The sequence below is a fragment of the Ruegeria sp. CDSC002 genome (assembly GCF_059610905.1).
Map to the genome: position 1 here is coordinate 262,311 of NZ_JBXWOM010000005.1, position 25,743 is coordinate 288,053.

The window sequence follows — 25,743 nt, forward strand, 5'->3', positions numbered from 1 at the left end:
GCTTTAGTCCAGCGCGTCCCACGAGGACTGGATTTCGTCGGCGACGTCCTGGGCAGGTGTTCCGCCCGTATAGTCGACCATTCCAGTCCAGAAGGTGCCTGCACCCACGCCGCCCGGCATAAGGTCGGAACCGTCAAACCGGAAGGTGGTGGCCCCCAGAAGAATGTCGTTCATCTTCTTCAGCGTTGGGTCTGAGAAGACCGAGGTATCGACGCCTTTGTGCGGCGTCAGGAACCCGGTCAGAGCCATCCAGGCTTCGTGCGCCTCCGGCGTTTCCAGGTATTTCATCAGCGCATGCGCGCCCGGGCTGTCATTGGTAATGGCCCAAACTGTGCCGGCCCCAAGGACCGGGCTGCCGAGGTCTTTACCTTCATAGGCCGGGAAGTAGAAGAAGTCAGCATCCTCGCCCACAACCGTACCTTCGGGGAAGAAGGCGGGAATGAACGAGGCCTGACGGTGCATGTAACACTGCGGAGGCGAGCTGAACATACCCTTCGGGCTGTCACGGAAGTCAGTCGTTGCAACCGCACCGGCTCCGCCGGCCACGTAATCATCGTTGCGCGCAAACGCTCCGAATTCTTCAATAGCGGCGACAACCTTAGGATCGTTAAATTTCAATTCGTTGGCGACCCAGGCGTCATAATCTTCGGGCGGTAACGTGCGCAGCATCATGTCTTCAACCCAGTCAGTCGCTGGCCAACCGGTCGCTCCGCCGGACCCCAGCCCGATGCACCAGGGCGTTTCACCATCTGCAACGATCTGATCGGTCAGCGCCTTCAGCTCTTCCATTGTGGTCGGGATTTCATAGCCGGCGTCTTCAAAGTTCTCCGGCACAAACCAAACCAGCGATTTCACGTCGACCTTGTAGAAAAACCCATACAGATGGTCCTGCCCGTCCGGGCCCTGATAGGTTCCCAGATCCACCCACGACTGACCGGCCGCATAGTTGTCGCGAATCCAATCCGCAGTTCCTTCACTCAGGGGTGTCAGGAATCCCGCCTTGGCCATATCTGATGCCAGACCGGGTTGGGGAAACACTGCTACGTTGGGCGCCGATCCGGCTTCGGCATCAATTCTGATCTGCTGCTCAAAGCTGTCCGAGCCCACATAGCTGTACTCATGCCCGGTCGCTGCGGCAAAGCCGTCCAAAACCTTTTCGACATTTTCCTGATCAGGCCCCAGCCACGGGCCAAACACGGTGACCTTGTCGGCATACGCCGCGCCCGCCATCAGGGCGAACGTGGCCGCGCCTGCATAAAGCGAGTGTTTCATGAAGTTTCCTCCCAACTTTGCTCGCGCCTTTGAGACTCATTTTCAAAGCGCTTTGGATGACGCACTTTATCCGCTAACATTCAATTTTTGTCAATAATCTGTTTACTGATGCCCATATTATTAATATTCAGGGCTGTGTCAGAAAGATGTGGCAGTCGGGTGGGAAGCGCCCGCAAATCTGCAAATGATCAAATTTGAAGGCGCTTTGAGGCGAAGATGAATCTAAAGCAGCTCTCAGAAATCCTTGGTTTATCTCAAACCACTGTCAGCCGCGCGCTGAATGGTTACCCCGAGGTGAACGAGGATACGCGCCTGCGCGTTCAAGCCGCCGCTGCCAAGCATGGCTATCGGCCGAACAGCCGGGCCAAGGGATTGGCAACAGGGCGCTCGATGGTGATTGGGCACGTGATTCCCTCCTCATCCCAGCATGAAATGGTGAACCCGATTTTTGGTGATTTTGTCGCCGGTGCTGCACGCAAGTATTCGGATCATGGATATGACATGATGTTCACCAATGCAGACGACACCTCGATCGAGGAAGCTTATCGCAGTCTTTTCCAGCGTGGCGCGGTCGATGGTATTGTTTTGCAAGGCCCCAAAGTCAACGAGCATCGGATCGAGGTCCTGACCAGAATGGGCGTGCCCTTTATCGTTCATGGCAGATCGACCGGGGTAGACGTGCCCTATGACTGGATCGACGTGAACAACAAAAGTTCGTTCCTGCGCGCCACCCGGTTTCTGATCGACCTTGGGCATCGTCGCATTGCCCTGATCAACGGGCTTGAGGATATGGATTTCGCTCAACGTCGCCGCGACGGATATCTTGAAGCCCTGCATGAGGCAGGCCTGTCCCCCGACCCGGAATTGATGCGCAGCGCCGAGATGACCGAGGTTTATGGTCACCATGAAACCCGCGATATGCTTCGCCTGGATGACCCCCCTACGGCCATTCTGACAGCCTCTATGATTTCCGCGATCGGTGTGCGCCGTGCACTCAACGAAGCGGGGTTGAAGATGGGCAAGGATGTCTCGGTCATCGCCCATGACGACGATCTTTCCTATCTGAAGAACGGCCAGGACGTACCGATTTTCACCGCTACACGATCGTCTGTACGTAGGGCCGGAGAAATGGCGGCTGAAATGCTGATCGAACGCATTAAATCTCCGGAAGACCCGGTGAAAACTAGATTGCTGGAGGCCGAACTGGTAGTTGGCGGCTCAACCGGCCCCGCCCCAAACAGGTTCTGAAAATGAAATATACACGCTCGGACTTCCCCAAAGATTTTCTCTTTGGTGTCGCAACCTCGGCTTATCAAATCGAAGGACACGCACAGGGCGGCGCAGGAAAAACCCATTGGGATAGCTTTGCGGCCTCACCCGGAAACGTGGTGCGAAACGAAAATGGAGATCTGGCCTGCGATCACTTGAATCGTTTTCCACAGGATTTCGATTTGGTGCGTGATGCTGGTTTTGATAGCTACAGATTCTCGACCAGCTGGGCGCGCGTTTTACCCGAAGGGCGTGGCCCGGTAAATCAGGCAGGCCTAGACTATTACGACCGGCTCGCCGATGCGCTGCTGGAACGCGGCATTCGGCCCTGTGCGACCCTTTATCATTGGGAATTGCCTTCTCCGCTTGCTGATCTGGGCGGCTGGCGTAACCGGGATATCGCAAGCTGGTTTGCCGACTTTGCCGAGGTCATCATGGGCCGCATCGGCGACCGCATGTACAGTGTAGCGCCAATCAATGAGCCGTGGTGTGTCAGCTGGCTGAGCCATTTTGAAGGCCACCATGCACCCGGAATGCGCGACATTCGCGCGACGGCACGGGCCATGCATCATGTTCTGCTGGCTCATGGCCGCGCCATTGAGGCGATGCGTGGTCTGGGCATGTCAAACCTGGGCGCTGTGTTCAATCTGGAATGGGCCGAACCTGCCGATGACAGCCCCGCTGCGCGCAAGGCGGCTGACCTTTATGACGGGATTTACAACCGGTTTTTCCTAGGTGGTGTGTTCAAAAAAGCCTATCCGCAAAATGTTCTGGACGGGTTGGAACCTCATCTTCCATCCGGCTGGCAAGACGACTTTGACACCATTGGTGCACCCGTCGATTGGTGCGGTCTGAACTACTATACCCGCAAACTGATCGCGCCTGCCGATACCGCATGGCCAAGCGTGGAAGAAGTACCCGGCCCGCTTCCCAAAACACAGATGGGGTGGGAGATTGAACCCGATGCCCTGACGCGCTTTCTGACCCGTACGGTGCGCGATTATACCGGCGACTTGCCGATTTATGTCACCGAAAACGGCATGGCGAGCCCGGAACGCCAGCAAGATGACGACCGCATTGACTACCTCAACAAACACCTTGGTGCCGTTCAAAACGCGCTGGACGACGGCGTTCCAGTCAGGGGCTATTTCATCTGGTCCTTGTTGGATAACTACGAGTGGTCCTTTGGCTATGAAAAGCGGTTCGGGTTGGTTGATGTAGATTTCGATACGCTCGAGCGGACGCCAAAAGCCTCGTACAACGCGCTGAAATCGGCCTTGTCCGGTGGGCCTGTTTCTCTGCCGATGGCTCAGCCTGCCGGAACAATGCACGAGCACTGGAATCTTGTCGCGGACATCGGTGGCACAAACACACGACTGGGTGTCATCTCGAACGGACAACTGACGGACCTTCGCAAATACCCAACCGGGTCGTTGCCAGAGCTTCTAGATGCGTTCCACAGCCTGCGTGACGAGATTGGCACCGACCCACGCGCCGTCGTCGCGGCCGGAGCAGGTCCGGTAAAAGACGGGACAATCCGCCTGACAAATGCACATCTTGATTTGTCCGAAAGCGACATCGGCAAGGCAACAGGCGCGCAACACACATTTGTTATCAATGACTTCACCGCGGCCGCCTGGTCGGTCGCCGAAATCACCGGTGATCATGTCGAGGTCCTGCAAGGGGCTGAGACACCGCCGGTCGGAACCCGGCTGGTTGTGGGCCCCGGCACTGGCCTAGGCGTAGGCGCATTGCTGTATTCCCAGGGGCGATACCATACCGCGTCGGGCGAAGGAGGCCATGTCGGACTGTCCCCACGCCACGAGGATGAGGTCGAAGTCTTCAAAGCGGCACGCCATATCGCGCCCGAATGCTTCTTTGATGACAGCCTAGTGCTCGAAGCGGAAATGTTCCTCAGCGGCACCGGCATTCCCATTCTGTACCAAGCCGCCAGCATGGCTGCTGGACAGACCGATGCTCCAAGGCGCAGCGCCAAGGATATACTGCAGGACGCGCTGGCGGAATCCGACCCGATTGCGGTCAAAACTGCGCATATGTTCAAAACCCACCTTGGGGCTATTATGGGCGATCTGGCCGTCGCCTACATGCCGACAGGAGGTGTTTTCCTTGTGGGTGGCGTCGCCGAGAAAAACCGGTGGCTGTTCAAGGATGCGTTCCGGGATGCCTTTAACGCCGGTGGGCGGTTCAGTGACTTGCGGCGTTCAATGAACCTGTATGTGTCCGAGCAAGATGAATTTGGCATTGTTGGCGCTAACAATTTCTGTAAAAGTGCGCTCGCGCGGTAAACTGACCGCCTGACCCTGTTACAGAAAGGACCACGGCATGATTTTGTGCTGCGGTGAAGCCCTGATCGACATGATCGCCGAGCCAACCGTTTCTGGGTCGCGCGGTTTCGTACCCCATTCCGGTGGTGCCGTCTTCAACACAGCCATTGCTTTGGGTCGGCTGGGCGCGCCGGCGGGTCTGTTGACAGGCTTATCGACAGATATGTTCGGACAGCAACTGGCAGACGCGCTGCAAGCCAGCCATGTGGAAGCAAGCCATGTGATCCGATCGGATCGCCCCACGACACTGGCCTTTGTACAGCTAGTGGACGGCCATGCCACCTACAGCTTTGTCGACGAAAACTCGGCTGGGCGCATGTTGATGCCTGAGGACATGCCAAAACAGCTGCCTACTGTATCCGCCTTGTATTTTGGTGGGATCAGTCTTGCATGTGAACCCTGTGCGGACGCCTACGCGGCCCTGTTGGAGCGCCACGGATCAGACCGGGCAGTCATGTTGGACCCAAACATCCGACCCGGATTTATCAAGGATCAATCACGGTATCGTACACGATTGAACCGTATGATCGCTCAATCTGATATCGTGAAAGTCTCGGACGAAGATCTGGACTGGATCGTTCCAGGGCCTGAAACACTGGCCGAGAAAGTCCCACTACTCCTGCAAGCAGGACCTTCCGTAGTTATCGTAACACGCGGCAGTGATGGGGCGTCGGGATATCTGGTGGACGGGTCCGAAACTTCGGTGCCTGTCAAAGCGGTCGAGGTGGTCGATACGGTGGGTGCCGGTGACACTTTCAACGCTGGCGTTCTGGCTGAGTTGGACCGTGCAGGTCGATTGACCAAGGCCAATCTTCGGACGTTAGACCCAGACGTCTTGCGCGCGGCGTTGGCCAAAGGTGCAGACGTCGCCGCCATCACCGTTTCCCGCGCCGGCGCAAACCCGCCGTGGGCGCATGAACTTTGACCCCCTAAGGGACCGAGATGAAAAGATCAGATATCAACGACATCAAAACCGAAGCCGAGGCCTTCATTCGCTCGTTCGGGGCCGTCCTGCCCCCCTTTGCCAACTGGTCGCCGGAACAAATGCGCAGCGCACAGGCACAAGGCATCCGTGACCGCGGTCTCGGGTGGGACATCACCGACTATGGTCAAGGCCGTTTTGATGAGCTCGGCCTGTTCCTATTTACCCTGCGCAATGGCGATGTGCAGGATCTGAACAAAGGTCGCGGGATGCTTTATGCAGAGAAGCTTTTGGTTTCTCGGGACAAGCAACTCTCCCCGATGCATCGCCATATCATTAAGGCCGAAGACATCATCAACCGGGGCGGCGGCGATCTGGTCATGGAGATTTATGCCTCGGACCCGGACGGCGGTATAGACCGGGATAACCCGGTGGTTGTTCCCAGCGACAACTGCCCTGTCACCATCAAACCTGGTGAGTTGCTGCGGCTGAAACCCGGTCAGAGCGTAACCCTGATGCCGGGTATCTGGCATGCATTCTGGGCGGAACAGGGCGACTGCCTGATTGGCGAAGTGTCAACTGTCAACGATGACCGGACCGATAATGTATTCGAGGATCCCATTCCGCGCTTTGCAACGATTGAAGAAAACACAAAGCCCGATTTCTTACTGGTATCAGACTATTGATAAACGGATAGCGCGTGCGCCGGCTTGATCACATCCGGGCCGGGTGCTGATCGCTGCATCGGGATAACACCCTTTCCCGAATTCAAAAAATCGAATTAACATGGCCCTCGACAAAGGAAAAAGTCGCGAGCCTGATTTTTGCGCGACCATCGAAGGACCCAAGTGATGGTAACCAAAGCACAGCTAGAAGCCGAAGTCGCAGAGTTGCGGCGTCAACTGGCCGAACAATCCAGCGCACGAGAAAGCATCTCAGATTCGAACAACGGCAAACAAGCTGATCCACACAAATCGATGACGGACGGAATTGTCGAAAGCCTGGATGAGTGGTCAACGCAATTAGAAGAAGTCATGACAGAGCTTGAGGAGTTTCCACATAAAAGGCCGATCCTATTCGCCCTTGGGATTTTCACACTTGGCTATCTTCTAGGCCGTTCCCGGTAGGAGCCCGAACATGAACCGCATTTCACGCAACATTTCGATCATCCTGCGAGCCGAGCGTCTTATTGCTCAAAGGCAACTGTCCGTCGCGGCGAAACGCACAGGCTTTTACGCTGCTGCCGGGTTAGCCGTTGGGCTTGCCGTAATCATGCTGAACGTCGCCGGGTTCTTTTGGCTGTCCGAGACCATGTCAAAGTCTCTGGCCGCGATCATAGTGGCCGGGGTGAACCTTGTTCTGGCCGTGATCCTCGCACTGGTCGCAAATTCCATGACCGCCGAAAGTGACACTTCGGCTGCCGTCGAATTGCGGGATATGGCGCTGCACGACATCGAGGACGAAGTCCGGGACAACTTCGCCGAAGCGCGCAACACAATCGTCGGCCTAAAGCGCGATCCGATCGGGATGCTGTCACCCGATATTATCAGCACGGTTCTAGGCGTTCTGCTCAGATACGCGCGACGTGGAAAAAACAAACCGGATTAGAAGCGATCATGCCATTCTCGCCGCTGCACGCGCGATCACCATCTCTTCGTTTGTGGGAATAGCCAGAATACGCACCCGGCTGAAATCAGTGGACAGAACCGTAGCGTTGTCGGCATTTCGGTTCGGGTCCATATCAATCCCGATCCAGCGCATCCCTTCGCAAACCATCTGACGGATACGGGCGGCATTTTCACCGATGCCTCCGGTAAAGACCAAAGCGTCGATGCCTTCCAGTGCGGCAGACAAGGCGCCCAGTTCACGGCGGATGCGGAAGACATAATACTCAATCGCCTTGCGCGCGTCCGGAGTGTCAGCAGCCAACAGGGTGCGCATGTCCGAGGACATGCCGGACAGGCCAAGCAAGCCGGACTTTCGATAGAGAAGCTCAGCGATTTCGTCTGCCTCCATCCCTTCTTGCTGCATCATGTAAAGCACGACCCCCGGGTCCAATTGCCCGCTGCGGGTGCCCATGGGCAGACCGTCGAGCGCCGAAAATCCCATGGTCGAGGCCACGGCCCGGCCACCCGACACCGCACACATCGACGCGCCATTTCCCAAATGCGCAATGACGACGCGGCCGTCGTACAAACCCGGCGCAATTTCTTTCAGCTTTTGCGAGACGTAGTCATAGCTCAGCCCGTGAAACCCGTATCTGCGAACGCCCTTTTCGTAGAATCTTTGAGGCAATGCGAAGGTATCATTCACCCAAGGGTGTGTCCTGTGAAACGCGGTATCGAAGCACGCAATCTGGGTGGTACCCGGAAAGGCTGCCGCGGCCGCCTTGATACCCGCAAGGCTGTAGGGTTGGTGCAAAGGCGCGAAGGGAATGAAACCGCTTAGCGTATCAAAAACGTGCTCGTCCACCACGACAGGTTCCGAATAGACTGGTCCGCCGTGAACGACGCGGTGGCCCACGGCCCGGACGTAAATGTCCGGCAGGTATTCGCGGGTAAGTTCAAGAAACGCGCTGATGGCCTCGTCATGGGTCTTAGCCCCAGACAGCTGACGGTCGACAGACCGCCCCCCTGCCGATTGGGCCAACAGGCGTGGGGCATCCCCCAACCGCTCGATTTGACCGCGCCAGCGCATACTGGGACGTCGGTCCTCGACCAGTTCGTAAAGCGCGAATTTCAACGAGGACGACCCGGCATTCAGCGCCAAAACATGTTCAGCCATGGATTTTGCCTTCATTCGCAATTGCATGCAGCGCCGCGACAGCACAAGACGCCAGCCGCGAAGCATCATCATCTGCCCGAGATGTCAGGATAATCGGTGCCGCAGCACCTATCACAACGCCGGCAGCCTCGGCATGAGAGATATATGTCAGCTGTTTGGCTACCATGTTGCCGGCTTCGATATTCGGAACAACCAGAATGTCTGCGACCCCCGCGACTGGTGAGGTAATGCCTTTTGTCCGCGCCGCGTTCAGATCAACCGCGTTGTCCATGGCCAAGGGACCATCGACCAGTCCGCCGGTGATCTGTCCACGCTCGGCCATTTTCGACAACAGCGCGGCATCGACAGACGACGGTAAATGCGGGTTGATGGTCTCAACCGCTGATAAGACGCCAACCTTGGGCATCTCGATGCCAATAGAATGCGCAAGATGGATGGCGTTCTGAACGATATCGGCCTTGGTTTCGAGATCCGGTGCGATATTCACCGCCGCATCTGTAACCATGATGGGTCGAGACATGCCTGGCACGTCCATCACGAACACATGCGACAGCCGCCGCCCGGTTCTCAGACCTTTTTCCCTGCGCAGAACGGCGCGTAACAACACATCCGTGTGCAAATGACCCTTCATCAGCATCCGGGCCTTACTTTCAACGACCAGCCCGACCGCGCGTTGGGCGGCCACTTCGTGGTCTCGCGCTTCAATGATTTCAACTCCGGACAAATCGGCCCCAAGCTGGGCAGCAGCAGCGGTGATTTTGTCCGGGTCGCCAACCAAAATCGGAGTAATGATGCCGCTTTCCAACGCGAGTAATGCCCCGCCTAGCGAATTCGGCTCTTCCGGGGCGACGATCGCTGTGGGCATCGGGTCCAAAGGACGTACCCTTTCCAACAAAGCGACGAAATGCCGGTGACGCTGAACGATCAGTCCCGGCACCTCGACCGAGTCGAAGGTCAAATGCCGCGACGGTGGCGTGACCTGTACGGTACCGCTCAGGATCAATGCGTTATCCCCGACCCGGCGCACTTCGGCGGAACAGGTCAGGTCGCCGTCTTCACGCTTTTCGGTAACAGCCACAAAGGCGGTCAGTTCTTCGCCCGCCATAACCGGAGCATGAAAACTCAGGTCCGCCCGACGTGTTTGCGTACCGGCCCCCGGTAAGATGTTTCCAATGACTGCAGCCACCAGACCCGCGGGCCACAAAGCGGGCGCGACAGCCTCGGGGTGTCCATCTCCATCTCCGTCATAGGCCGCCAGATTTAGCGGGTTGTGGTCACCCGAAGCCGAGGCAAACGCGTACAAGTCGTCCACGGTGCACAATCGGGTGACCTGCGCCTTGTCGCCCACCTTCAGTTGAGAATAGGTTCTGTTTTCTTGAATTTTCATCTCGTCCGGCTTTGTTTTTGAAAGCGTGTTCGTTGTTTCAAACATTGGATGTGCGGCCCCCCGGAACCAGAACATATCCACCTTTGTTGCTACATTTCTGCAACGCAGCGTAGTCAGATCATTGGCAAATGACAAATGACCTCTGTGCGTGGGGCGGCGCGGATTATCGCTTGACCCAAATTCGGAACTCGGGCAAGCATCACCGCGATGGTTCCCTATGGTTCGCCACGGGATGAAAAGGGAATACGGTGAGGTTGCCAACAAGCGCCAAGTCCGTGACTGCCCCCGCAACTGTAAGCGGTGAGCGACGCCAAATACCCACTGACCCCAAATGGGTCGGGAAGGATGGCCAAGCCACGACCCGCAAGTCAGGAGACCTACCATCCGATGTTCAACCAACCCGGGGCGGGGCGTCCTGGAAGGAGGCTTTATGACACGTCTAAGACGTGATGACATGATTGGCACCTTCTGCCCGCGCTTGGCAACAGGCGGAGTGGGCCATGTCGATCAGTCCTGATCACTTCCTTCTGATTTGCGAGACCTGCGAGGGTTCTGACCGGGCGGATTCATTGCGCGCTGCGCTTGCAAGCAAGCTTCCATCCAGTTTTGACATCCAAAGCGTTTCCTGCATGGCCGGTTGCGGTCGTCCCACAACCGTCGGGTTTCAGGCATTCGACAAAGCGCAGTACCTTTTCGGTGACATCCAATCGGCTGAGGACGTGGATGCTTTGGCCGAATTTGCACATCAATACCATCGCATCGCGGATGGGTGGACCAGCGCAACGCAGCGCCCGCCTGCCCTTCTTGAAAAGACTCTGGCGCGCCTGCCGCGGCTAAAAGTGGAGACAAGCGCATGACCTGCGGAGCTTTCCTTGAGGCGCGCGGGCTGGAGTATTACGCCCTGAACGGCGACGTACTGCTGCAAAACATCAATTTCGAACTGAATGAAGGGGCCACTCTGGCAATTGCCGGCCCAAACGGTGCGGGTAAGACAACGCTGCTGAATCTTTTGTGCGGCGGTGAAGAGATTGTGCTGGGGGACGTTTTGGTAAAGGGGCGCAGCCTTCGGCAGCTTTCGGCGATGGACCGCGCCCGAATGATCGCCGTGGTCAGTCAGCAGGAATCGCCGGACGGGCGTTTGTTTCTGCGCGATTACGTGGCCCTTGGGCAAATCCCCATCCGCGCTGATCGATCTGCGGCTGAGCACGCCTTGGAATTGGACCGCATCTTGAAGCTGACCGGACTCGTCGCCCTCGCCGACAAGCGGATGGCCGTGTTATCCGGCGGGGAACGCCAGCGCGCTCATATCGCAAGGGCGCTGGCGCAAAACCCGTCGCTTTTGTTCCTGGATGAGCCGACGAACCATCTGGACCCGGACGCCAAGGGACGGATGCTGTCGCTGGTAGCCGAGCTGGGCATTACGGTGGTCATGATCGTCCATGATCTGGTCATGATCCCGGAATTCGCGACCCATGTCGCGTTGATGAAATCCACGCGCCTGACCGGTTTCGGCCCCGTGCACGAAGTGCTGACACCCGAAAGGGTCCGTGAAACGTTTGGCGTCGATTTTCTTAGCTTTCAGCACGAAGGCCGCATGATCCCGGCACTGGATATCCGAAGAACCACTACCTCAAACTAGGAAAAATAACATGAACAAAACTCTCTGGTGCGCTGCACTGATCACTGGCATTGCAAGTGCCACAACAGCGCGCGAGATCACCGTCGACAATTGCGGCGAGCCGCTGGTGTTTGAAACTCAACCCGAGCGGCTGGTCGTACACGACATGAACATGACCGACATGGCCTTTGCGCTGGGTTTGCAGGACAAGGTCGTTGGCCTGACGGGCATCACTGGCTGGTACAAAACCAGCCCCGAGTTTGACACACTGCGCGGCGACATCCCGGAACTTGCGCCTAAGTACCCGACAGTTGAAAATCTGGTCGCTGTCGAACCCGACCTTTTCTTTGCGGGCTGGTACTATGGGATGAAGCCGGGCGGTGACGTGACCCCCGACACGCTTGCGCCGTTTGGCATCAAAACGATGATCCTGACGGAAAGCTGCGTACACCTGGATAAGGATCGCCCAGAAGCCAGCATGGATTTGCTGTTCACCGACGTCCTTCGCTTGGGCAAAGTAATGCACGTTGAAGACAAGGCAGAAGAGCTGGTTTCCGGCTGGAAGGAGGAACTGTCCGCGATTCAAACACAGACGGCCGACCTGCCGAAGCCCCGCGTTTTCCTGCTGGACGGCCCCGCCGATGCCCCGTTTACGGCTGGTAAGTTTGCCATTCCCGACGCGATGATTGCTGCCGCTGGCGGCGAGAACGTCACCCATGACATGGACACCAGCTGGGGACGTTCCTCGTGGGAGGCTGTTGCCGCTTCGAACCCGGAATTCCTGGTTTTACTTGATTATCAAACTGGAAATGGCGCCGCAGATACCTTCAAGTTCCTGCAGGACCATCCCGTGATGTCTCAGACGGACGCGGTCAAGAACGAACGCTGGATTGGTCTGCGCTACGAGGAACTGACACCCGGACCGGCAAATATCGAAGCAATTTCGAAAATGGCCAAAGCCATGCACCCGGGCCTGAACTGATATGGGCCGACTTGGCCTTACACTCTTGCTGGGGGCGGCTGTATTGGCCGCCCTTTTGCTAACCTCGACGGTCTACGGGACCACATCCATTCCGGCCTCTGACGCACTGGCCGGTGTCTTGTTGGGCACGGGAATAGTGGAAGGGGAAATGTCTCCGCTCCACCGCATCGTGTTTGACCTGCGCTTACCACGCGCGCTGTTTGCCGCCGTGATCGGTGCTGGGCTGGGCATCGTCGGCGTTGTCCTGCAAACCACCACACGCAACGATCTGGCGGACCCGTTTCTGTTCGGCCTGTCCTCTGGCGCTGCGGCGGGAGCTGTCTTTGTCATTACAGTAACCGGAGATGTGCTGGGCTTTTGGACCCTGCCACTGGCCGCGTTTTTCGGAGGGCTTGTCGCATCAGGTATTGTGCTGGCTTTGGTTCATGGGCTGCGCACAAGCGCGCCCGAAAAACTGATCCTCGCGGGGCTTGCGGTTTCGTTTTTGTTTTCAGCTATTACCAATTATCTGATTTTCGCGGGCGACAGCCGTGCGGCCCATTCGGTTATCTTCTGGATGCTTGGGGGTTTGGGTCTTGCCCGGTGGGAGACATTCCCGCTGGTCTGCGCAGGTTTAGCATTGATCCTCGCCTATGCAATGTACCGTAGCCGCTGGCTTGATGCACTGCTGACTGGTGATTTGACGGCCGCCACCCTGGGTGTGCCCGTTCAAGGCTTACGGTTCCGGATGTTCTTCGTGGCCGCTCTTGCGACTGCTGTGTTTGTGTCCGTCGCGGGTGTGATCGGTTTTGTCGGCTTGATGGTTCCCCACATCGCACGCGGTATCGCGGGGCCTTTGCACAGCCAGCTTGTGCCTACCGCCGCCATTGTCGGAGCAGCTTTGCTTACAGGCTCGGATATCCTGAGCCGTCTGTTGCTTGCCCCGCAAGAGCTGCCTGTTGGGATTGTCACGACATCGCTGGGATCGGTTTTTGTTTTTCTTCTACTAATCCGAACCGCGCGCCCTCGCAGATGATCTCAAAGGGTCGCTTCGGCAAAAAAATTAAAGTTTCCTAAATGACTAATATTTAACAGGCCAAATGACCTAAATCAAAAAAGGCCCCCACAGATCACGGTATGCGATACACTCGATTACAGGAATCGAGTGTAGCCAGGTCGCACGCAATGCAACAACTGACCAGCCGACGCGCGTTTCTAAGCGCAAAGATCAGACCAGAGGACGGCAATATCGCCAGACCTCCGGGCTCGGTTGAGCTGTGCTTTGTTGAAACATGCAGTAAATGTGGTGATTGCGCAGATACTTGCCCCGAAGATGCGATCGTCATCGGGACAGATGGATATCCCCGCTTCCAGCCCACTGACAATCCCTGCACCTTCTGCGGTGACTGCGCCCGTATTTGTCCAACCGAAGCGATATCGATTGACCGTTTGCCAGATTGGCCATGGCGCGCCGCGCTTACAGCGGACACCTGCCTATCTATGAACGGCATCAGTTGCCGCATCTGTCAGGACAATTGCGAACAAAGCGCGATCCGTTTCAAACTGATGACCGGCGGCCGCGCAGAGCCGGTGCTTGACCTTGATACATGCAACGGCTGCGGGATTTGCCCAAGTTTATGTCCCGCCGATGCCATTGCGCTGGAACGCCAACCTCAACCACAAATGGAAGCTACTCAATGAACATCTGCGGTTGTCTCGCCCATGTCGCACCTGATCACACGAGCGCAGCAGCGCGCGTGATGAAGGGCACGCCGGGTGTCGAAATTCACGCTGAAACGGAAGATGGCCGATTTGTTGTCGTCGTCGAAGACACTCCAACCCGTCTTGCATCCGAAACCATCATGGATCTGCACCAGATCCCAGGCGTCATCTCTTTGACCCTGACTTATCACCATTTCGAGGATCTCGCGGACGCCCATCCGCAGCCCGATGCCCCAAGCCCAACCACCAGCCGGAGGCCCACGCAATGACACATTCTGAATCCCGTCGGACTTTTCTCAAGGCCTCTGCGGCCGCAGCAACGGCGTCAGCCGCTGGTATTCCGTTGGCGGCCGGTCAAGCCAATGCCCAGGCCGGAGCGCCAGACATCCGGTGGGACAAGGCGGCTTGCCGGTTCTGTGGTACAGGCTGCTCTGTTCTGGTTGGCACCAAAGAAGGTCGTGTCGTTGCGACGCAAGGCGACCCCGACGCGCCGGTGAACCGGGGGCTGAACTGTATCAAGGGTTATTTCCTGTCCAAGATTATGTACGGCAAGGATCGACTGACTACACCTTTGCTACGCAAGACCAATGGCGAATACGACAAAAACGGTGAATTCGAGCCGGTAAGCTGGGACGAAGCGTTCGATGTCATGGCCGCAAAATGGAAAGAGGCGCTGGCCAAGAAAGGCCCGACCAGTGTCGGCATGTTTGGTTCCGGGCAATGGACGGTTTGGGAAGGCTATGCGGCATCCAAACTGATGAAAGCCGGGTTCCGGTCCAACAATATTGACCCCAACGCACGGCACTGTATGGCATCAGCCGTTGTGGGCTTTATGCGCTCCTTCGGCATTGATGAGCCAATGGGCTGCTATGACGATTTTGAGCACGCGGACACGTTCGTTCTGTGGGGTTCGAACATGGCCGAGATGCACCCGATCCTGTGGTCGCGCCTCACCGATACACGTCTGACCAAACCGGATTGCGAAGTGCATGTACTGTCGACGTTTGAGCATCGCTCGTTTGAACTGGCGGACAACGGCATCGTTTTTGAACCGCAGACCGATCTGGCGATCCTGAACTACATCGCCAACTACATCATTCAAAATGGCGCGGTAAACGAAGACTTCGTCAAGAAGCACGTCAACATCACCAAAACCGCCACCGATATCGGCTATGGCCTGCGCGACACCAACGCACTGCAGCAAGAAGCCGAAAATCCGAACTCGGGCAAGATGGATCCGATCAGTTTCGAAGAATACGCCGAAGCCGTCGCGCCCTACACGCTGGAATATACCTCTGAACTGTCTGGTGTCCCTGCAGACAAGCTGGAGAAACTGGCCCAGCAATATGCCGACCCGAACCGTAAAGTGATGAGCTTGTGGACCATGGGCTTCAACCAGCACACCCGTGGGTCCTGGGTGAATTCGCTGATGTATAACGTGCACTTGCTGGTGGGAAAGATTTCCGAACCCGGAAACTCACCGTTCTCGCTGACGGGTCAACCGTCGGCCTGTGGTACGGCGCGTGAGGTGGGGACCTTTGCCCACCGTCTGCCGGCGGACATGGTTGTTACGAGTGATAAGCACCGCGAAATCTGCGAAACCGCATGGAACATCCCCGAGGGCACTATCCCGCCCAAGCCCGGCTTCCACGCCGTGTTGCAGCACCGCAAACTGAAGGACGGCGAACTGAATGCCTATTGGGTCCAGTGCAACAACAACATGCAAGCCGCGCCCAACATCAACGAAGAAGGCTATCCTGGTTACCGTAACCCGGAAAACTTCATCACAGTCTCGGATCCTTACCCAACTGTCACCGCAGTTTCGGCCGACTTGATCCTTCCCACGGCCATGTGGGTTGAGAAAGAAGGCGCCTATGGCAACGCCGAACGCCGTACGCAATTCTGGCGTCAACAGGTGCAGGCACCGGGTGAGGCCAAGTCGGACCTGTGGCAGCTGATGGAATTCGCGAAACGTTTTACCATCGAAGAGGTCTGGGGCGAAGAGCTGCTGGCCAAGATGCCCGAGCATCGCGGCAAGACCATGTATGACGTGCTTTATGCCAACGGTAAGGTCGACCAGTTCCCGCTGTCGGAAACGGCGGAAGGGTTCCACAACGACGACGCGGAGCATTTCGGCTTCTACGTTCAGAAAGGTCTGTTTGAAGAATATGCCGATTTCGGACGCGGCCACGCGCACGACCTTGCTCCGTTCGAGATGTATCACGAAGCCCGTGGCATGCGCTGGCCTGTCGTCGACGGCAAGGAAACACTCTATCGCTTCCGCGAAGGGTATGATCCGTATGTGCCGGAAGGCGCAGACGTTAAGTTCTACGGCTACGAGGACGGCAAGGCCAAGATCATCTTTGCCCCCTATGAGCCCGCCGCCGAGGAACCGGATGAGGAATTCGATCTGTGGCTATCCACCGGTCGTGTGCTGGAACACTGGCATTCAGGCTCGATGACCCGCCGCGTGCCCGAACTGCATCGCGCGTTTCCGTCAGCCGTTGTCTACATGCACCCGGAGGACGCCAAGGATCGCGGTCTGCGCCGTGGGCAAGAGATCGTACTCTCCACCCGCAGGGGCGAGGTGACCAGCCGGGTTGAAACGCGCGGCCGCAACAAGGTGCCACGCGGATTGGTCTTTATGCCATGGTTCGACGAGCATCAGCTGACCAACAAGCTGACGCTGGACGCGACTTGCCCGCTGTCGAAAGAGACCGACTACAAGAAATGCGCCTGTAAGGTCGAGCGCGCGTAACGGACAAGCGAGGCAAAGGCCGTCCCCATGCCCTTTGAAGGTAAACCTCTTTCGCCGCAACGGCGTCGCTTCCTGCAGGATGCGGCGCGTGCGTCGGGCGGCTGTGTGGTCGCCGGGTCATTGTTGGCATGGCTTGCCCGCGATGCCCGCGCGTTGCCGGCCGAAGCGTTGCGCCCCCCCGGCGCGCTACCGGAAGAGGCGTTTCTGTCCGCTTGCATTCGCTGCGGGCTTTGCGTGCGGGATTGCCCTTACGACACATTGAAACTGGCGGAATTGGGCGTGGATGCGGTTGCTACAGGGACGCCCTATTTCACAGCGCGGGATGTGCCTTGTGAAATGTGTGACGACATCCCTTGCGTGGCCGCCTGCCCCACCGGTGCATTGGATCCGGCCCTCGACAATATTGATGATGCCAAGATGGGTGTTGCCGTCCTTGTCGATCAGGAGAACTGCCTGAACTTCCTCGGCCTGCGCTGCGATGTCTGCTATCGCGTCTGCCCCGTGATTGATGAGGCAATCACGCTGGAAACGGCCCATAACGAACGTTCAGGCCACCACGCACTGTTCATCCCGACAGTTCATGCGGACCACTGCACAGGCTGCGGCATGTGCGAGAAAAGTTGCGTTCTGCCCGAGGCCGCGATCAAGGTCCTGCCTGCGCGTCTGGCGCGCGCCAGCAGTGCCGATCACTACCGCAAAGGCTGGGAAGAGAAAGAGGCCAAAGGCGGTCCCCTAGTCGAAGGCCTCATCGATCTGCCGGACCGTCTGCCCGGTCCGGGCACCGACAACCTTGCCGCGCCGGGCGGGTTCGCACCAGCATACGATTTGCCGGGGGTCGGACAATGAGTGCACGCACACATATGCCGGCCGGAATGGAGGCCATCGAAGAAAAAGGTTGGGTGCGCGCCCACAAATACCTGCTGCTGCGCCGCGCAAGCCAGTTGCTCTTTCTGGCTGTGTTTCTTCTGGGACCGTGGTTCGGCATCTGGATCGTGCAAGGCACGCTCGCGGGTTCTTTGACGCTGGGCGTGCTACCGCTGACCGACCCATTTATCTTACTGCAAAGCGCGATCGCCGGGCATTGGCCGGAATTGACGGCCCTGATCGGCGGAGTGATCGTTCTCGCCGCTTACGCTCTGATTGGTGGGCGCGTCTATTGTTCATGGGTTTGTCCGATCAACCCAGTCACCGACGCAGCCAACTGGTTGCACAGACGTTTGGACCTGCCGAAAGGCTGGCAGCCCAAGCGCAGCACCCGCCTTTGGATATTGGCCACCGTCCTAATCGTCTCGGGCGCTACAGGCATGATCGCATGGGAGCTGGTCAACCCGATCACCATGCTGCATCGCGGGCTGATTTTTGGCGCGGGGTTCGTGTGGGCCATGATCATTGCCATCTTCGTGTTCGACCTGTTCGTTTCGCGCCACGGCTGGTGCGGTCACATCTGTCCGGTTGGCGCATTTTACGGCCTGATTGGTGCCAAAGGTTTGCTGCGGGTCAGCGCCTCAAATCGCGCAGCCTGCGATGATTGCATGGATTGCTATGCCGTTTGCCCAGAAAATCAGGTCATATCTCCTGCGCTGAAGGGTAAGTCGGGTTCCACACCACTGATCCTTTCCCCTGACTGCACCACCTGCGGTCGTTGCATCGACGTGTGCGCCGTCGACGTCTTCAAATTTACTCACCGGTTCGACGACAAGGTCGCCGCACCTACTGATCCAGTTCCCGCGCCCGATCCGCGCGCAGCCAGACCTATCTGAGGGAGTGCCAAGATGAACAAGCCAACCCGAACAGGCCTTATAGCCCTTATCCCCGTTTTACTCTTGGGCGGATTCGCCCTTGCGCAATCAGCTCAGGTAGAATCCCTGCGGGGTGCCGATGTGGATGAACTGATCCCTCTGGAACAGATCCACAAGAACGTCGAAGGGCGCATGCAGCGCAACTATCGCCAACAACCGCCGCTGATCCCGCACTCGGTCGAGCAATACCAGATCGACACGCGCACAAATCAGTGCTTGTCCTGCCACGACTGGACCAAAGCCGGCGAACGCAACGCCCCGACATTGTCGATGACACACTATCTGGATCGCGACGGCAACGAGTTGGATCACATCGCAGGCACCCGTTATTTCTGCAACCAATGCCACGTGCCGCAAGCAGACGCGCCGCCATTGGTTGACAACGTCTTTCAACCGTCCTCGGGCAATTAATCCAACGCAAGAATGAAAGGAGCACCAACATGGCAGACTCTCCTGAAAAACGCGGGTGGATTGGCCGCATCTGGAACTGGATCTGGACCCCAGCGGTTGCCTTTAGCTCGGGTTTTCTGATCCTTGCGGGTTTTCTGGCTGGAATCCTGTTCTGGGGCGGGTTTCACTGGACGCTTGAGCTGACGAATACCGAGGAGTTCTGTACCTCATGCCATACGATGGAGACTAATCTGGGCGAGTATCGCGAGACGATCCACTACAACAACCACTCCGGTGTGCGGGCTATCTGTTCCGATTGCCATGTGCCACATGAGTGGAATCACAAGATCAAAGCCAAGATCATGGCGGTCAAGGACGTCTATCACGAGCTGGCAGGCACGATCAGTACACCCGAGAAATACGAAGAGCACCGTCTGAGCATGGCGACCGCCGTCTGGAAGAAGATGAAGGCCTCCGACAGTCGCGAATGCCGGAATTGCCACAACTTCGACTATATGGATTTCACGTTGCAGGAAACGCGCGCTGCCTCTGAGCACCAACGCGCCATTGATGAAAACATGACCTGTATCGATTGCCACCAGGGCATCGCCCATAGCCTGCCACCCGGCTATCAGGAGCGGTATCAGGAAGTGACCGAAACCTTGGCCAGCAAAGCGCAGGGTTCGTTGCAACAACAGGCCGCAGCTGACGGCGATGACATCAAGTCATTCCTGAGTACTCGGGCAGACTGAAAAGGGACACGAAATGCTGGAAATTCTGGGAACAATCGGGGCCAACGTCATCAGTCTGCCGGGTATCCTTGGGCTGGCCCTGGGAATGATGACACGCCGCGTTTGGCTGGGCGCATTGATGGGGGGCATTGTCGGGGTGTTGGCAACCTTCGTATTCGCTCATGGTTCATTTGCCGCGGTCGATACATTTGAGCTGTTGGTCGCAATTGGCATTGGCCTTTGCGCTGGTAGCGTGGGATCGGCCATACGCATCAAGGGGGCAACGGTCTGACACTATTGGCAATCTAAGATCCAATTACATTTACTTTGCCGCATGTGAAACTGCGGCAAACAACCCAGCGTTGCCTCAACGTAAAAGTTCAGGAAACGCGACAAACGATATCAATTCAGTAGTATAACCCTGTTAAGGCCTTTGGGCTTGGCGTGATGGTCAATGAAAACAAACCATTCAGACGGGGGCATCTATGCTGCGAACATTACAAGATTGGTGTTTTATCACCCGTGTTTTAGCGGCTTCGATTGCATTTTTGCTTGCTGATCAGGGTTTGGCCCAGTCAGATGCAGCAGCGCCCAGTGCGACCAATGACGATAGGCTGGAAAATGCAGACTGGGCCAACGTGCAGGATATCCTGAACCACCGCTGTGTGGTGTGCCACAGCTGCTACGACGCGCCCTGCCAACTCAAGCTGACATCCCCTGCCGGCCTTTTGCGCGGCGCCAGTAAAGAGGCGGTCTACCACTCCGAACGACTAAAAGATGCGCAACCAACACGGCTTGGCATCGACGCGCACACAATTCCCGGGTGGCGGGATCTTGGTTTTTTTCCCGTTCTTCCGTCATCCGAGGTGACCGGCACGGGCAGGTCGGTGTTAGAGCGCTCTCTTAACCTCGGCAGGCAAGCCCGTTTGACGGCTAACGCACCTGTCCCAACCCAGCTTGGTTTGTCGATTGATCGCCCCTTGACCTGCCCTACAACGCAGGAATTCGACGCCTTCAGCACGGAAAACCCAAGGGCGGGAATGCCCTACGCCACAGCCCCACTGAGTGAGCAAGAATACCAAACCCTCATGTCATGGCTTAAAAATGGTGCGCCCTTGCCATCGGCCACACCACAAATCCCTCAGGACATTCAGGATCAGATCACAAATTGGGAGGCCTTTCTGAACGTGCCCGACCTGCGCCATCAATTGATGAGCAGATATGTATACGAACATCTGTTTCTGGCGCGTCTCCATTTTCCATCCGACAATCCAAGACAGTTTTTTCAGCTGGTGCGGTCCGCCAGCCCGCCAGGATCAAAGATTGAGATCATCGCGACACGCCGTCCCTTCGATAGTCCCGGCCCAAGGCCGTTCTACTATCGCCTGCAGGCATTCGACGAAACGATCGTGCACAAAGATCATCTGGTCTATAGTTTTGGTCCGGATCGTCTGGCGCGATACCAGCAGCTATTCCTTGATCCGGCGTGGTCCGTCACCGAGTTGCCTGCGTACGGAGAAGACGAAGGCGGCAACCCGTTCAGCACCTTTGCCAACATACCGGCCCTCAGCCGTTATCAGTTTCTTTTGGACGACGCATTGTTTTATGTGCGCAGCTTCATCCGCGGACCGGTCTGTCACGGCGAAACCGCTGTTGACGTGATTGAAGATCGGTTCTGGGTCAGTTTCCTTGATCCGGATGCCGATCTGTCCGTCACAGACCCCAGCTTTTTGGCGGACGGGGCGGCCTTTCTGGAATTGCCAGTGAGTACTGCAGATATAGGGTTCTTGGGGGACCTTCACGGAATGTCCCACGAAAACCAGATCAAGTACCTTGAGTTTAGGGATGCCCGATATCGCAACAGCGCGGCGCACAAAAACGGGTTTGGATATGACGCAATCTGGGATGGCGAGGGCACCAATCCCCAGGCGCTGATTACCGTGTTTCGGCATTTCGATAATGCCTCTGCTATGACCGGGTTCCACGGCGGCATCCCCGAAACCGCATGGGTTATCGATTATCCGGTGTTCGAACGTATTTATTACGACTTGGTCGCAGGCTTTGATGTTTTCGGTCGGCTCGAACACCAGCTTTCAACCCGGTTATACATGGACGAGCTGCGGATGGAGAGTGAGGACACTTTCCTGAACTTCATGCCGCGCGGCGACAGGCAAAGGATGCACAAAACCTGGTACCAAGGAGCTCTGGCCGAGCTGCACACGTATTGGCACCGGCGCCGTGTCGATGACAGTTTTCCGACTGGCATAGATTTTAAAACGGACACGCCGAAGCAAGAGTTCCTCCTGGAACTTCTAAATCGCGGCAACGGTCTTTGGGCTGTCGAGGACACGATCAACAGATGCAAAGGGGCCGTCTGCTCGAATGGCAATTCAGATGTTGTGGACAACTTGCGGGCGCTCGCGGATCAAACCGGCGATTGGGTCAGGTATCTGTCAGATGTTTCCCTGCTTTTGGTGGACAACGAAGATGGTTCCACATCTCTCTATTCGCTGCTCCACGACAAGGCCCATTACAATGTGGCGTTCTTATTTGAAGAAAAAGATCGCAGGAATCCGCAAGCCGACGTGCTGACCATCCTTCCGGGGGTGATCGGAAGCTATCCAAATTTCTACTTTCGACTTCAGGAAGCCCAGCTGGCGTCTTTTGCAACCGACCTCAAATCAGTGCGGTCGCAGACCGAATGGCTCGATTTCGTAACCACTTATGGCCTGCGCAGGACAAGCCCGGGGTTTTGGGAAACCAGCGATCAGGTGATGACTATGTTTCTGGCAAGCGACCCCGTTCAGGCAGGCGTGCTGGACCTGAACCGGTATAAGGACCCTCGATCCGATAGCGATCCTGAAAACAACTAAGTCCGCCCATTGAAAAAGGGGCGTCTGATCATTCGCATTTTATCAACTCGACGCAGAAAGAAAGCCTAATACCTAGGCCACGTCATTGAGCCAAACTGAAGTAGCGGTAAGCACAGCAAACGCGGTTGTTACGGCATTTTCAAAAGCCGATGCCGCCTCGTTTACTTTATTTTCTGGCATGACATTATACTGCCTGCAAGATCTCCATCAGACCCAGATTTTCGGCGGGAAACCTTGTTTGTAACCCGAGCGGAGAAAGGACGAAAATACACCCCGGCAAGCGAAGAGCGAGACGGCGGAGTATTGGTCCGAAGCTTACTTTTCACCCGTCAGGTAGCCTAAAATGCGTTTTAGGTGCTGCGCGATGTCCTCTGCGGTGAGTGGCATCCCGGCAATGCTTTGCTGGATGTAATACCGATAGGCGCCATCCAGCATCATATAGATGTCCACACCACGCACATCATTGATCGCAAACTTCTTTCCAAGCTCGTCACAAATTGCGACATACCGGGCCTCGACGTCAGCAACTCGCGGCCTGAGCAAACCATCGAACATAGCCTGATTGCGGATATCATACCAAAGCCTGTGCAGTTGCGCATAGTTGACGATCGAATAGGCAAACAGCTCGATATACGCGCTGCGTGCCTCGCGAGGGTTGAGTTCTGCATCCAGAATCTCGTTCAGCTGTGACGTGAACTTGTCGACCGACAGATCTACGCAATACAACAGCAACCCCTCTTTTTCGGGAAAATAATACTGTATTTTGCCTAGTGATACGCCGGTCGAGGCCGCAATGTCCCGCAAGGTGGTGTTGGCGTATCCAGCCCGCGCAATTGTGGCAATCGCGTTCTCGGCAAGTTCACGTCGCTTCTGTTCTCGGTTTCTGTCGCGCTGTTTGGCCCGATTCTCTGTCAAATTTTGCGTCATCCGCCTTTCCTAGCGCAAATCCCGCAAAAGTTTGAGCGGAACCCTGGTGTTTGTGAGAACTGGATCAAAGCCCTGAAAACACAACGTTTGCCACGAAATAATATTCCAATTCAAACGTACAATACAAACGTATTGAAAAGATGTCAGCTATGTGCAACAAATAACTGTCATAACCGACAAACAAATAACCAACAGGCAAGCAACAGGAGCAAATCCGTGACCTATCCAGAATAAGTTCGGGTCGTTGGTAGGGTTCGCGCAGAACAGTTGTTCCGTAACGCGGCGCAGACCCGGGAGGAGCGAGCCAATCAAAACATCTAAGCAACGAGGAGGTGTCACCCCGGGACTACTCGCACCGCAATAATCAGACCAAAAACCCGGCCTAAGACTGGGCTGCAATAAACGACAGGGACTATGAAAAAGCGCGTAATCGGCTTGTTTGCCGAACCAATTGGTATTGCCTGCTGCAAAGCGGCCCACATCAGGGTCGCGGCGTTGCATTCAAACGGAAGACCACATTCCGCCATCGCACCTAATTGCGACGGCCTCACGCTGCGCGCCTCCCTGCTGCACCACAAACAGTTTCACAAGCCGGAAACGCAACCATTTGAAGACACGTCATTCGATGGTTGCACGACCATGCGCAAACCACGGCGCTTTCAACAGGCCGCCGCGCCCTAGCGCCACGGTCACATCAGGTCCCCTCGGCACAATTAAAGACACAAAGCCGAGGAAAGGGAGGGAAGAATGAATAAAATTGCAACATTGGCATTGGGCGCGGGCTTGATTTCAAGCCCAGCATTTGCCGGCGGAATCGAGGGGTTCCCATCGGTAAACCGGTTCCTTTTTGAGCAGGGCCGTTATGTCGAAATCACCGGAGGATGGGCCGATTCAAAAACCGAAGGCACTGAGTTCGGACAGCCAACAGGTACTGTTACACCCAGCATTAGCGGCCTGTCCCTGGCTTACAAACAGGATGTAGGCGACAAATGGGCAGTCGCAATCCACGGCTTCAACTCGGTCAACTATAAGCTTCTATACCCAACTGGTACGGGCGCCCCGTCTGCTGGCACCAACGTCCGGTATCGCGGCACCGAAGTCGCTTTGATGGCGCGCTACAAATTCAATGAGAATTTTAGTGCCTTTGCCGGGGTACGGTTCGAAAAAATTAACGATTTCAGCGGTGCACTGATAAATCCCTCTCTAAGCTACTCGCTGGATTCCGAGGGTGACTTCAATCCCGGTTTCCTTGTGGGTGCCGCGTATGAGATCCCGTCGATCGCGTTTCGCGCCGACCTGACATACTACTCGGAAATTGATCACGATCTGGATGGTGTCGAACAGCTGCAACCCCTTTCGCCATCTGACGTGACGACGCAATTGAGCACCCCTCAGACAGTCGCCCTGAACGTACAAAGTTCAATCAGCGGCCCTTGGGGCGCCTTCGGGTCGGTCCGTTGGAGAAACTGGGATGATGTCGCCGTACAGTCTCCGGTTCTTGGCGGTCCGCTTGCGGAATTTGCGGAAAACTCGGTCGACTACCAAATTGGCGTCGGCTACCTGCTGAACCCGAAATGGTACTTCTACGGCATTCTGTCCCGCTCTGAACCTGAAGGCGGTTTTGTTGGCTTTGACTATGAAGGCGGCGGCAAAGGTATCACACTGGGTGCCGTTCACTCGATTGGTCAGACCCGAATTCTGGTTGATGTCACGTATGGCACGCTTGGCGATGTGAACGAACCTGACGCGGGCCTGCAGATCCGGGATGTTTCCGGCACCGCTGTACGTGTGAGCCTGTCGCATAACTTCTGATCAAGCACCCGACCGCGAACGCGGTCGGGACTTGCACTCCACTACGCGAATGGCCGCTGCTTGTTGCCTATTGCTTCGGCGGTCAATTGCTTCTCAAACGCGGTCGTTAGGTTCCATTGTTTAACACCTTTGACAAAAAACGATCCTTATGATCTGCTTTGAGTGATCGATCA

At 56.5% G+C, this 25,743-nt stretch carries 24 protein-coding genes, 2 pseudogenes and 1 riboswitch; of the genes and pseudogenes, 22 read left to right on the forward strand and 4 right to left on the reverse strand.

Going from position 1 to position 25,743, the window contains the following annotated elements:
• Positions 1–3: 3 nt before the first annotated feature.
• Positions 4–1,272, reverse strand: a complete 1,269-nt coding sequence (locus AC2FJE_RS11540) for an ABC transporter substrate-binding protein (protein WP_058276650.1) — start codon at positions 1,270–1,272, stop codon at positions 4–6.
• A 216-nt stretch (positions 1,273–1,488) separates the two neighbouring features.
• Between AC2FJE_RS11540 and AC2FJE_RS11545 the strand changes: the two genes are divergently transcribed.
• The 7 genes and pseudogenes from AC2FJE_RS11545 (at position 1,489) to AC2FJE_RS11575 (ending at position 7,416) form a co-directional block, all read left to right on the forward strand.
• Entirely contained in the window at positions 1,489–2,520 is a 1,032-nt protein-coding gene (locus tag AC2FJE_RS11545; protein WP_496755842.1) for a LacI family DNA-binding transcriptional regulator, read from the forward strand.
• A gap of 2 nt (positions 2,521–2,522) precedes the next feature.
• A pseudogene (locus tag AC2FJE_RS11550) lies at positions 2,523–3,824 on the forward strand (GH1 family beta-glucosidase); the annotation flags it as partial.
• 42 nt (positions 3,825–3,866) lie between these two features.
• Positions 3,867–4,847, forward strand: coding sequence for a glucokinase (locus AC2FJE_RS11555; protein WP_496760979.1), 981 nt, complete (start codon positions 3,867–3,869; stop codon positions 4,845–4,847).
• Between the two features lie 37 nt (positions 4,848–4,884).
• Positions 4,885–5,811, forward strand: a complete 927-nt coding sequence (locus AC2FJE_RS11560) for a carbohydrate kinase family protein (protein ID WP_496755840.1) — start codon at positions 4,885–4,887, stop codon at positions 5,809–5,811.
• A gap of 17 nt (positions 5,812–5,828) precedes the next feature.
• Positions 5,829–6,494 (forward strand): D-lyxose/D-mannose family sugar isomerase, encoded by a 666-nt coding sequence (locus tag AC2FJE_RS11565; protein WP_282119350.1) that lies wholly within the window; start codon positions 5,829–5,831, stop codon positions 6,492–6,494.
• 165 nt (positions 6,495–6,659) lie between these two features.
• A complete protein-coding gene (locus tag AC2FJE_RS11570; RefSeq protein WP_282151981.1) occupies positions 6,660–6,935 on the forward strand; it encodes a hypothetical protein in 276 nt (91 codons plus the stop codon).
• A gap of 10 nt (positions 6,936–6,945) precedes the next feature.
• Positions 6,946–7,416, forward strand: a complete 471-nt coding sequence (locus AC2FJE_RS11575; RefSeq protein WP_058272016.1) for a phage holin family protein — start codon at positions 6,946–6,948, stop codon at positions 7,414–7,416.
• Between the two features lie 6 nt (positions 7,417–7,422).
• Here AC2FJE_RS11575 and AC2FJE_RS11580 read toward each other — a convergent pair whose 3' ends face one another.
• Positions 7,423–8,592 (reverse strand): acetate/propionate family kinase, encoded by a 1,170-nt coding sequence (locus AC2FJE_RS11580; RefSeq protein WP_496755837.1) that lies wholly within the window; start codon positions 8,590–8,592, stop codon positions 7,423–7,425.
• Positions 8,585–10,024, reverse strand: coding sequence for a bifunctional enoyl-CoA hydratase/phosphate acetyltransferase (locus tag AC2FJE_RS11585; protein WP_496760959.1), 1,440 nt, complete (start codon positions 10,022–10,024; stop codon positions 8,585–8,587). Before AC2FJE_RS11585 ends, AC2FJE_RS11580 begins: the two co-directional genes overlap by 8 nt.
• 148 nt (positions 10,025–10,172) lie before the next feature.
• Positions 10,173–10,378, forward strand: a riboswitch (cobalamin riboswitch).
• A 101-nt stretch (positions 10,379–10,479) separates the two neighbouring features.
• Between AC2FJE_RS11585 and AC2FJE_RS11590 the strand changes: the two genes are divergently transcribed.
• The 14 genes and pseudogenes from AC2FJE_RS11590 (at position 10,480) to AC2FJE_RS11655 (ending at position 22,831) form a co-directional block, all read left to right on the forward strand.
• Positions 10,480–10,836, forward strand: coding sequence for a DUF1636 family protein (locus AC2FJE_RS11590; RefSeq protein WP_496755834.1), 357 nt, complete (start codon positions 10,480–10,482; stop codon positions 10,834–10,836).
• Positions 10,833–11,618, forward strand: coding sequence for an ABC transporter ATP-binding protein (locus AC2FJE_RS11595; RefSeq protein ID WP_109311106.1), 786 nt, complete (start codon positions 10,833–10,835; stop codon positions 11,616–11,618). The genes AC2FJE_RS11590 and AC2FJE_RS11595 overlap by 4 nt, the downstream gene beginning before the upstream one ends.
• A 10-nt stretch (positions 11,619–11,628) precedes the next feature.
• The gene (locus tag AC2FJE_RS11600; protein WP_282119345.1) at positions 11,629–12,579 is read left to right on the forward strand and encodes an ABC transporter substrate-binding protein; all 951 of its coding nucleotides are present in this window, start codon (positions 11,629–11,631) and stop codon (positions 12,577–12,579) included.
• Between the two features lies 1 nt (position 12,580).
• On the forward strand, positions 12,581–13,594 hold the full coding sequence (locus tag AC2FJE_RS11605) for a FecCD family ABC transporter permease (RefSeq protein ID WP_058272020.1): 1,014 nt from the start codon (positions 12,581–12,583) through the stop codon (positions 13,592–13,594).
• 149 nt (positions 13,595–13,743) lie between these two features.
• Positions 13,744–13,998, forward strand: a pseudogene (locus AC2FJE_RS11610) (4Fe-4S binding protein); the annotation flags it as partial.
• A gap of 60 nt (positions 13,999–14,058) precedes the next feature.
• Entirely contained in the window at positions 14,059–14,259 is a 201-nt protein-coding gene (locus tag AC2FJE_RS11615; RefSeq protein ID WP_282119520.1) for a 4Fe-4S dicluster domain-containing protein, read from the forward strand.
• Positions 14,256–14,549, forward strand: coding sequence for a chaperone NapD (locus tag AC2FJE_RS11620; protein WP_058276663.1), 294 nt, complete (start codon positions 14,256–14,258; stop codon positions 14,547–14,549). Before AC2FJE_RS11615 ends, AC2FJE_RS11620 begins: the two co-directional genes overlap by 4 nt.
• Entirely contained in the window at positions 14,546–17,038 is a 2,493-nt protein-coding gene (gene napA, locus AC2FJE_RS11625) for a nitrate reductase catalytic subunit NapA (protein WP_058272023.1), read from the forward strand. The genes AC2FJE_RS11620 and napA overlap by 4 nt, the downstream gene beginning before the upstream one ends.
• A 27-nt stretch (positions 17,039–17,065) precedes the next feature.
• The gene (gene napG, locus AC2FJE_RS11630; protein WP_282151974.1) at positions 17,066–17,884 is read left to right on the forward strand and encodes a ferredoxin-type protein NapG; all 819 of its coding nucleotides are present in this window, start codon (positions 17,066–17,068) and stop codon (positions 17,882–17,884) included.
• A complete protein-coding gene (gene napH, locus AC2FJE_RS11635) occupies positions 17,881–18,798 on the forward strand; it encodes a quinol dehydrogenase ferredoxin subunit NapH (protein ID WP_109311112.1) in 918 nt (305 codons plus the stop codon). Before napG ends, napH begins: the two co-directional genes overlap by 4 nt.
• Positions 18,799–18,810: 12 nt before the next feature.
• Positions 18,811–19,248: a nitrate reductase cytochrome c-type subunit gene (locus AC2FJE_RS11640; RefSeq protein ID WP_282119339.1), complete on the forward strand. Its 438-nt coding sequence runs from the start codon at positions 18,811–18,813 to the stop codon at positions 19,246–19,248.
• A 29-nt stretch (positions 19,249–19,277) separates the two neighbouring features.
• Entirely contained in the window at positions 19,278–19,979 is a 702-nt protein-coding gene (locus AC2FJE_RS11645; RefSeq protein WP_058272027.1) for a NapC/NirT family cytochrome c, read from the forward strand.
• Positions 19,980–19,992: 13 nt separating this feature from the next.
• Entirely contained in the window at positions 19,993–20,250 is a 258-nt protein-coding gene (locus tag AC2FJE_RS11650; RefSeq protein WP_058276668.1) for a hypothetical protein, read from the forward strand.
• 193 nt (positions 20,251–20,443) lie between these two features.
• The gene (locus tag AC2FJE_RS11655; protein WP_496760960.1) at positions 20,444–22,831 is read left to right on the forward strand and encodes a fatty acid cis/trans isomerase; all 2,388 of its coding nucleotides are present in this window, start codon (positions 20,444–20,446) and stop codon (positions 22,829–22,831) included.
• Between the two features lie 315 nt (positions 22,832–23,146).
• Here AC2FJE_RS11655 and AC2FJE_RS11660 read toward each other — a convergent pair whose 3' ends face one another.
• Positions 23,147–23,758 carry a TetR/AcrR family transcriptional regulator gene (locus AC2FJE_RS11660; RefSeq protein ID WP_496755826.1) on the reverse strand — a complete coding sequence of 204 codons (612 nt, stop codon included), beginning with the start codon at positions 23,756–23,758 and terminating at the stop codon, positions 23,147–23,149.
• 747 nt (positions 23,759–24,505) lie between these two features.
• Here AC2FJE_RS11660 and AC2FJE_RS11665 point away from each other — a divergent pair.
• Entirely contained in the window at positions 24,506–25,570 is a 1,065-nt protein-coding gene (locus tag AC2FJE_RS11665) for a hypothetical protein (RefSeq protein WP_496755824.1), read from the forward strand.
• Positions 25,571–25,743 lie beyond the last annotated feature (173 nt).

What these genes read in the sequence shown, in the direction of transcription:
- AC2FJE_RS11540 (WP_058276650.1), bottom strand. Translation starts at nt 1,272, where the DNA reads ATGAAACACTCGCTTTATGCAGGCGCGGCCACGTTCGCCCTGATGGCG.
- AC2FJE_RS11545 (WP_496755842.1), top strand. Translation starts at nt 1,489, where the DNA reads ATGAATCTAAAGCAGCTCTCAGAAATCCTTGGTTTATCTCAAACCACT.
- AC2FJE_RS11555 (WP_496760979.1), top strand. Translation starts at nt 3,867, where the DNA reads ATGCACGAGCACTGGAATCTTGTCGCGGACATCGGTGGCACAAACACA.
- AC2FJE_RS11560 (WP_496755840.1), top strand. Translation starts at nt 4,885, where the DNA reads ATGATTTTGTGCTGCGGTGAAGCCCTGATCGACATGATCGCCGAGCCA.
- AC2FJE_RS11565 (WP_282119350.1), top strand. Translation starts at nt 5,829, where the DNA reads ATGAAAAGATCAGATATCAACGACATCAAAACCGAAGCCGAGGCCTTC.
- AC2FJE_RS11570 (WP_282151981.1), top strand. Translation starts at nt 6,660, where the DNA reads ATGGTAACCAAAGCACAGCTAGAAGCCGAAGTCGCAGAGTTGCGGCGT.
- AC2FJE_RS11575 (WP_058272016.1), top strand. Translation starts at nt 6,946, where the DNA reads ATGAACCGCATTTCACGCAACATTTCGATCATCCTGCGAGCCGAGCGT.
- AC2FJE_RS11580 (WP_496755837.1), bottom strand. Translation starts at nt 8,592, where the DNA reads ATGGCTGAACATGTTTTGGCGCTGAATGCCGGGTCGTCCTCGTTGAAA.
- AC2FJE_RS11585 (WP_496760959.1), bottom strand. Translation starts at nt 10,024, where the DNA reads ATGTTTGAAACAACGAACACGCTTTCAAAAACAAAGCCGGACGAGATG.
- AC2FJE_RS11590 (WP_496755834.1), top strand. Translation starts at nt 10,480, where the DNA reads ATGTCGATCAGTCCTGATCACTTCCTTCTGATTTGCGAGACCTGCGAG.
- AC2FJE_RS11595 (WP_109311106.1), top strand. Translation starts at nt 10,833, where the DNA reads ATGACCTGCGGAGCTTTCCTTGAGGCGCGCGGGCTGGAGTATTACGCC.
- AC2FJE_RS11600 (WP_282119345.1), top strand. Translation starts at nt 11,629, where the DNA reads ATGAACAAAACTCTCTGGTGCGCTGCACTGATCACTGGCATTGCAAGT.
- AC2FJE_RS11605 (WP_058272020.1), top strand. Translation starts at nt 12,581, where the DNA reads ATGGGCCGACTTGGCCTTACACTCTTGCTGGGGGCGGCTGTATTGGCC.
- AC2FJE_RS11615 (WP_282119520.1), top strand. Translation starts at nt 14,059, where the DNA reads ATGAACGGCATCAGTTGCCGCATCTGTCAGGACAATTGCGAACAAAGC.
- AC2FJE_RS11620 (WP_058276663.1), top strand. Translation starts at nt 14,256, where the DNA reads ATGAACATCTGCGGTTGTCTCGCCCATGTCGCACCTGATCACACGAGC.
- napA (WP_058272023.1), top strand. Translation starts at nt 14,546, where the DNA reads ATGACACATTCTGAATCCCGTCGGACTTTTCTCAAGGCCTCTGCGGCC.
- napG (WP_282151974.1), top strand. Translation starts at nt 17,066, where the DNA reads ATGCCCTTTGAAGGTAAACCTCTTTCGCCGCAACGGCGTCGCTTCCTG.
- napH (WP_109311112.1), top strand. Translation starts at nt 17,881, where the DNA reads ATGAGTGCACGCACACATATGCCGGCCGGAATGGAGGCCATCGAAGAA.
- AC2FJE_RS11640 (WP_282119339.1), top strand. Translation starts at nt 18,811, where the DNA reads ATGAACAAGCCAACCCGAACAGGCCTTATAGCCCTTATCCCCGTTTTA.
- AC2FJE_RS11645 (WP_058272027.1), top strand. Translation starts at nt 19,278, where the DNA reads ATGGCAGACTCTCCTGAAAAACGCGGGTGGATTGGCCGCATCTGGAAC.
- AC2FJE_RS11650 (WP_058276668.1), top strand. Translation starts at nt 19,993, where the DNA reads ATGCTGGAAATTCTGGGAACAATCGGGGCCAACGTCATCAGTCTGCCG.
- AC2FJE_RS11655 (WP_496760960.1), top strand. Translation starts at nt 20,444, where the DNA reads ATGCTGCGAACATTACAAGATTGGTGTTTTATCACCCGTGTTTTAGCG.
- AC2FJE_RS11660 (WP_496755826.1), bottom strand. Translation starts at nt 23,758, where the DNA reads ATGACGCAAAATTTGACAGAGAATCGGGCCAAACAGCGCGACAGAAAC.
- AC2FJE_RS11665 (WP_496755824.1), top strand. Translation starts at nt 24,506, where the DNA reads ATGAATAAAATTGCAACATTGGCATTGGGCGCGGGCTTGATTTCAAGC.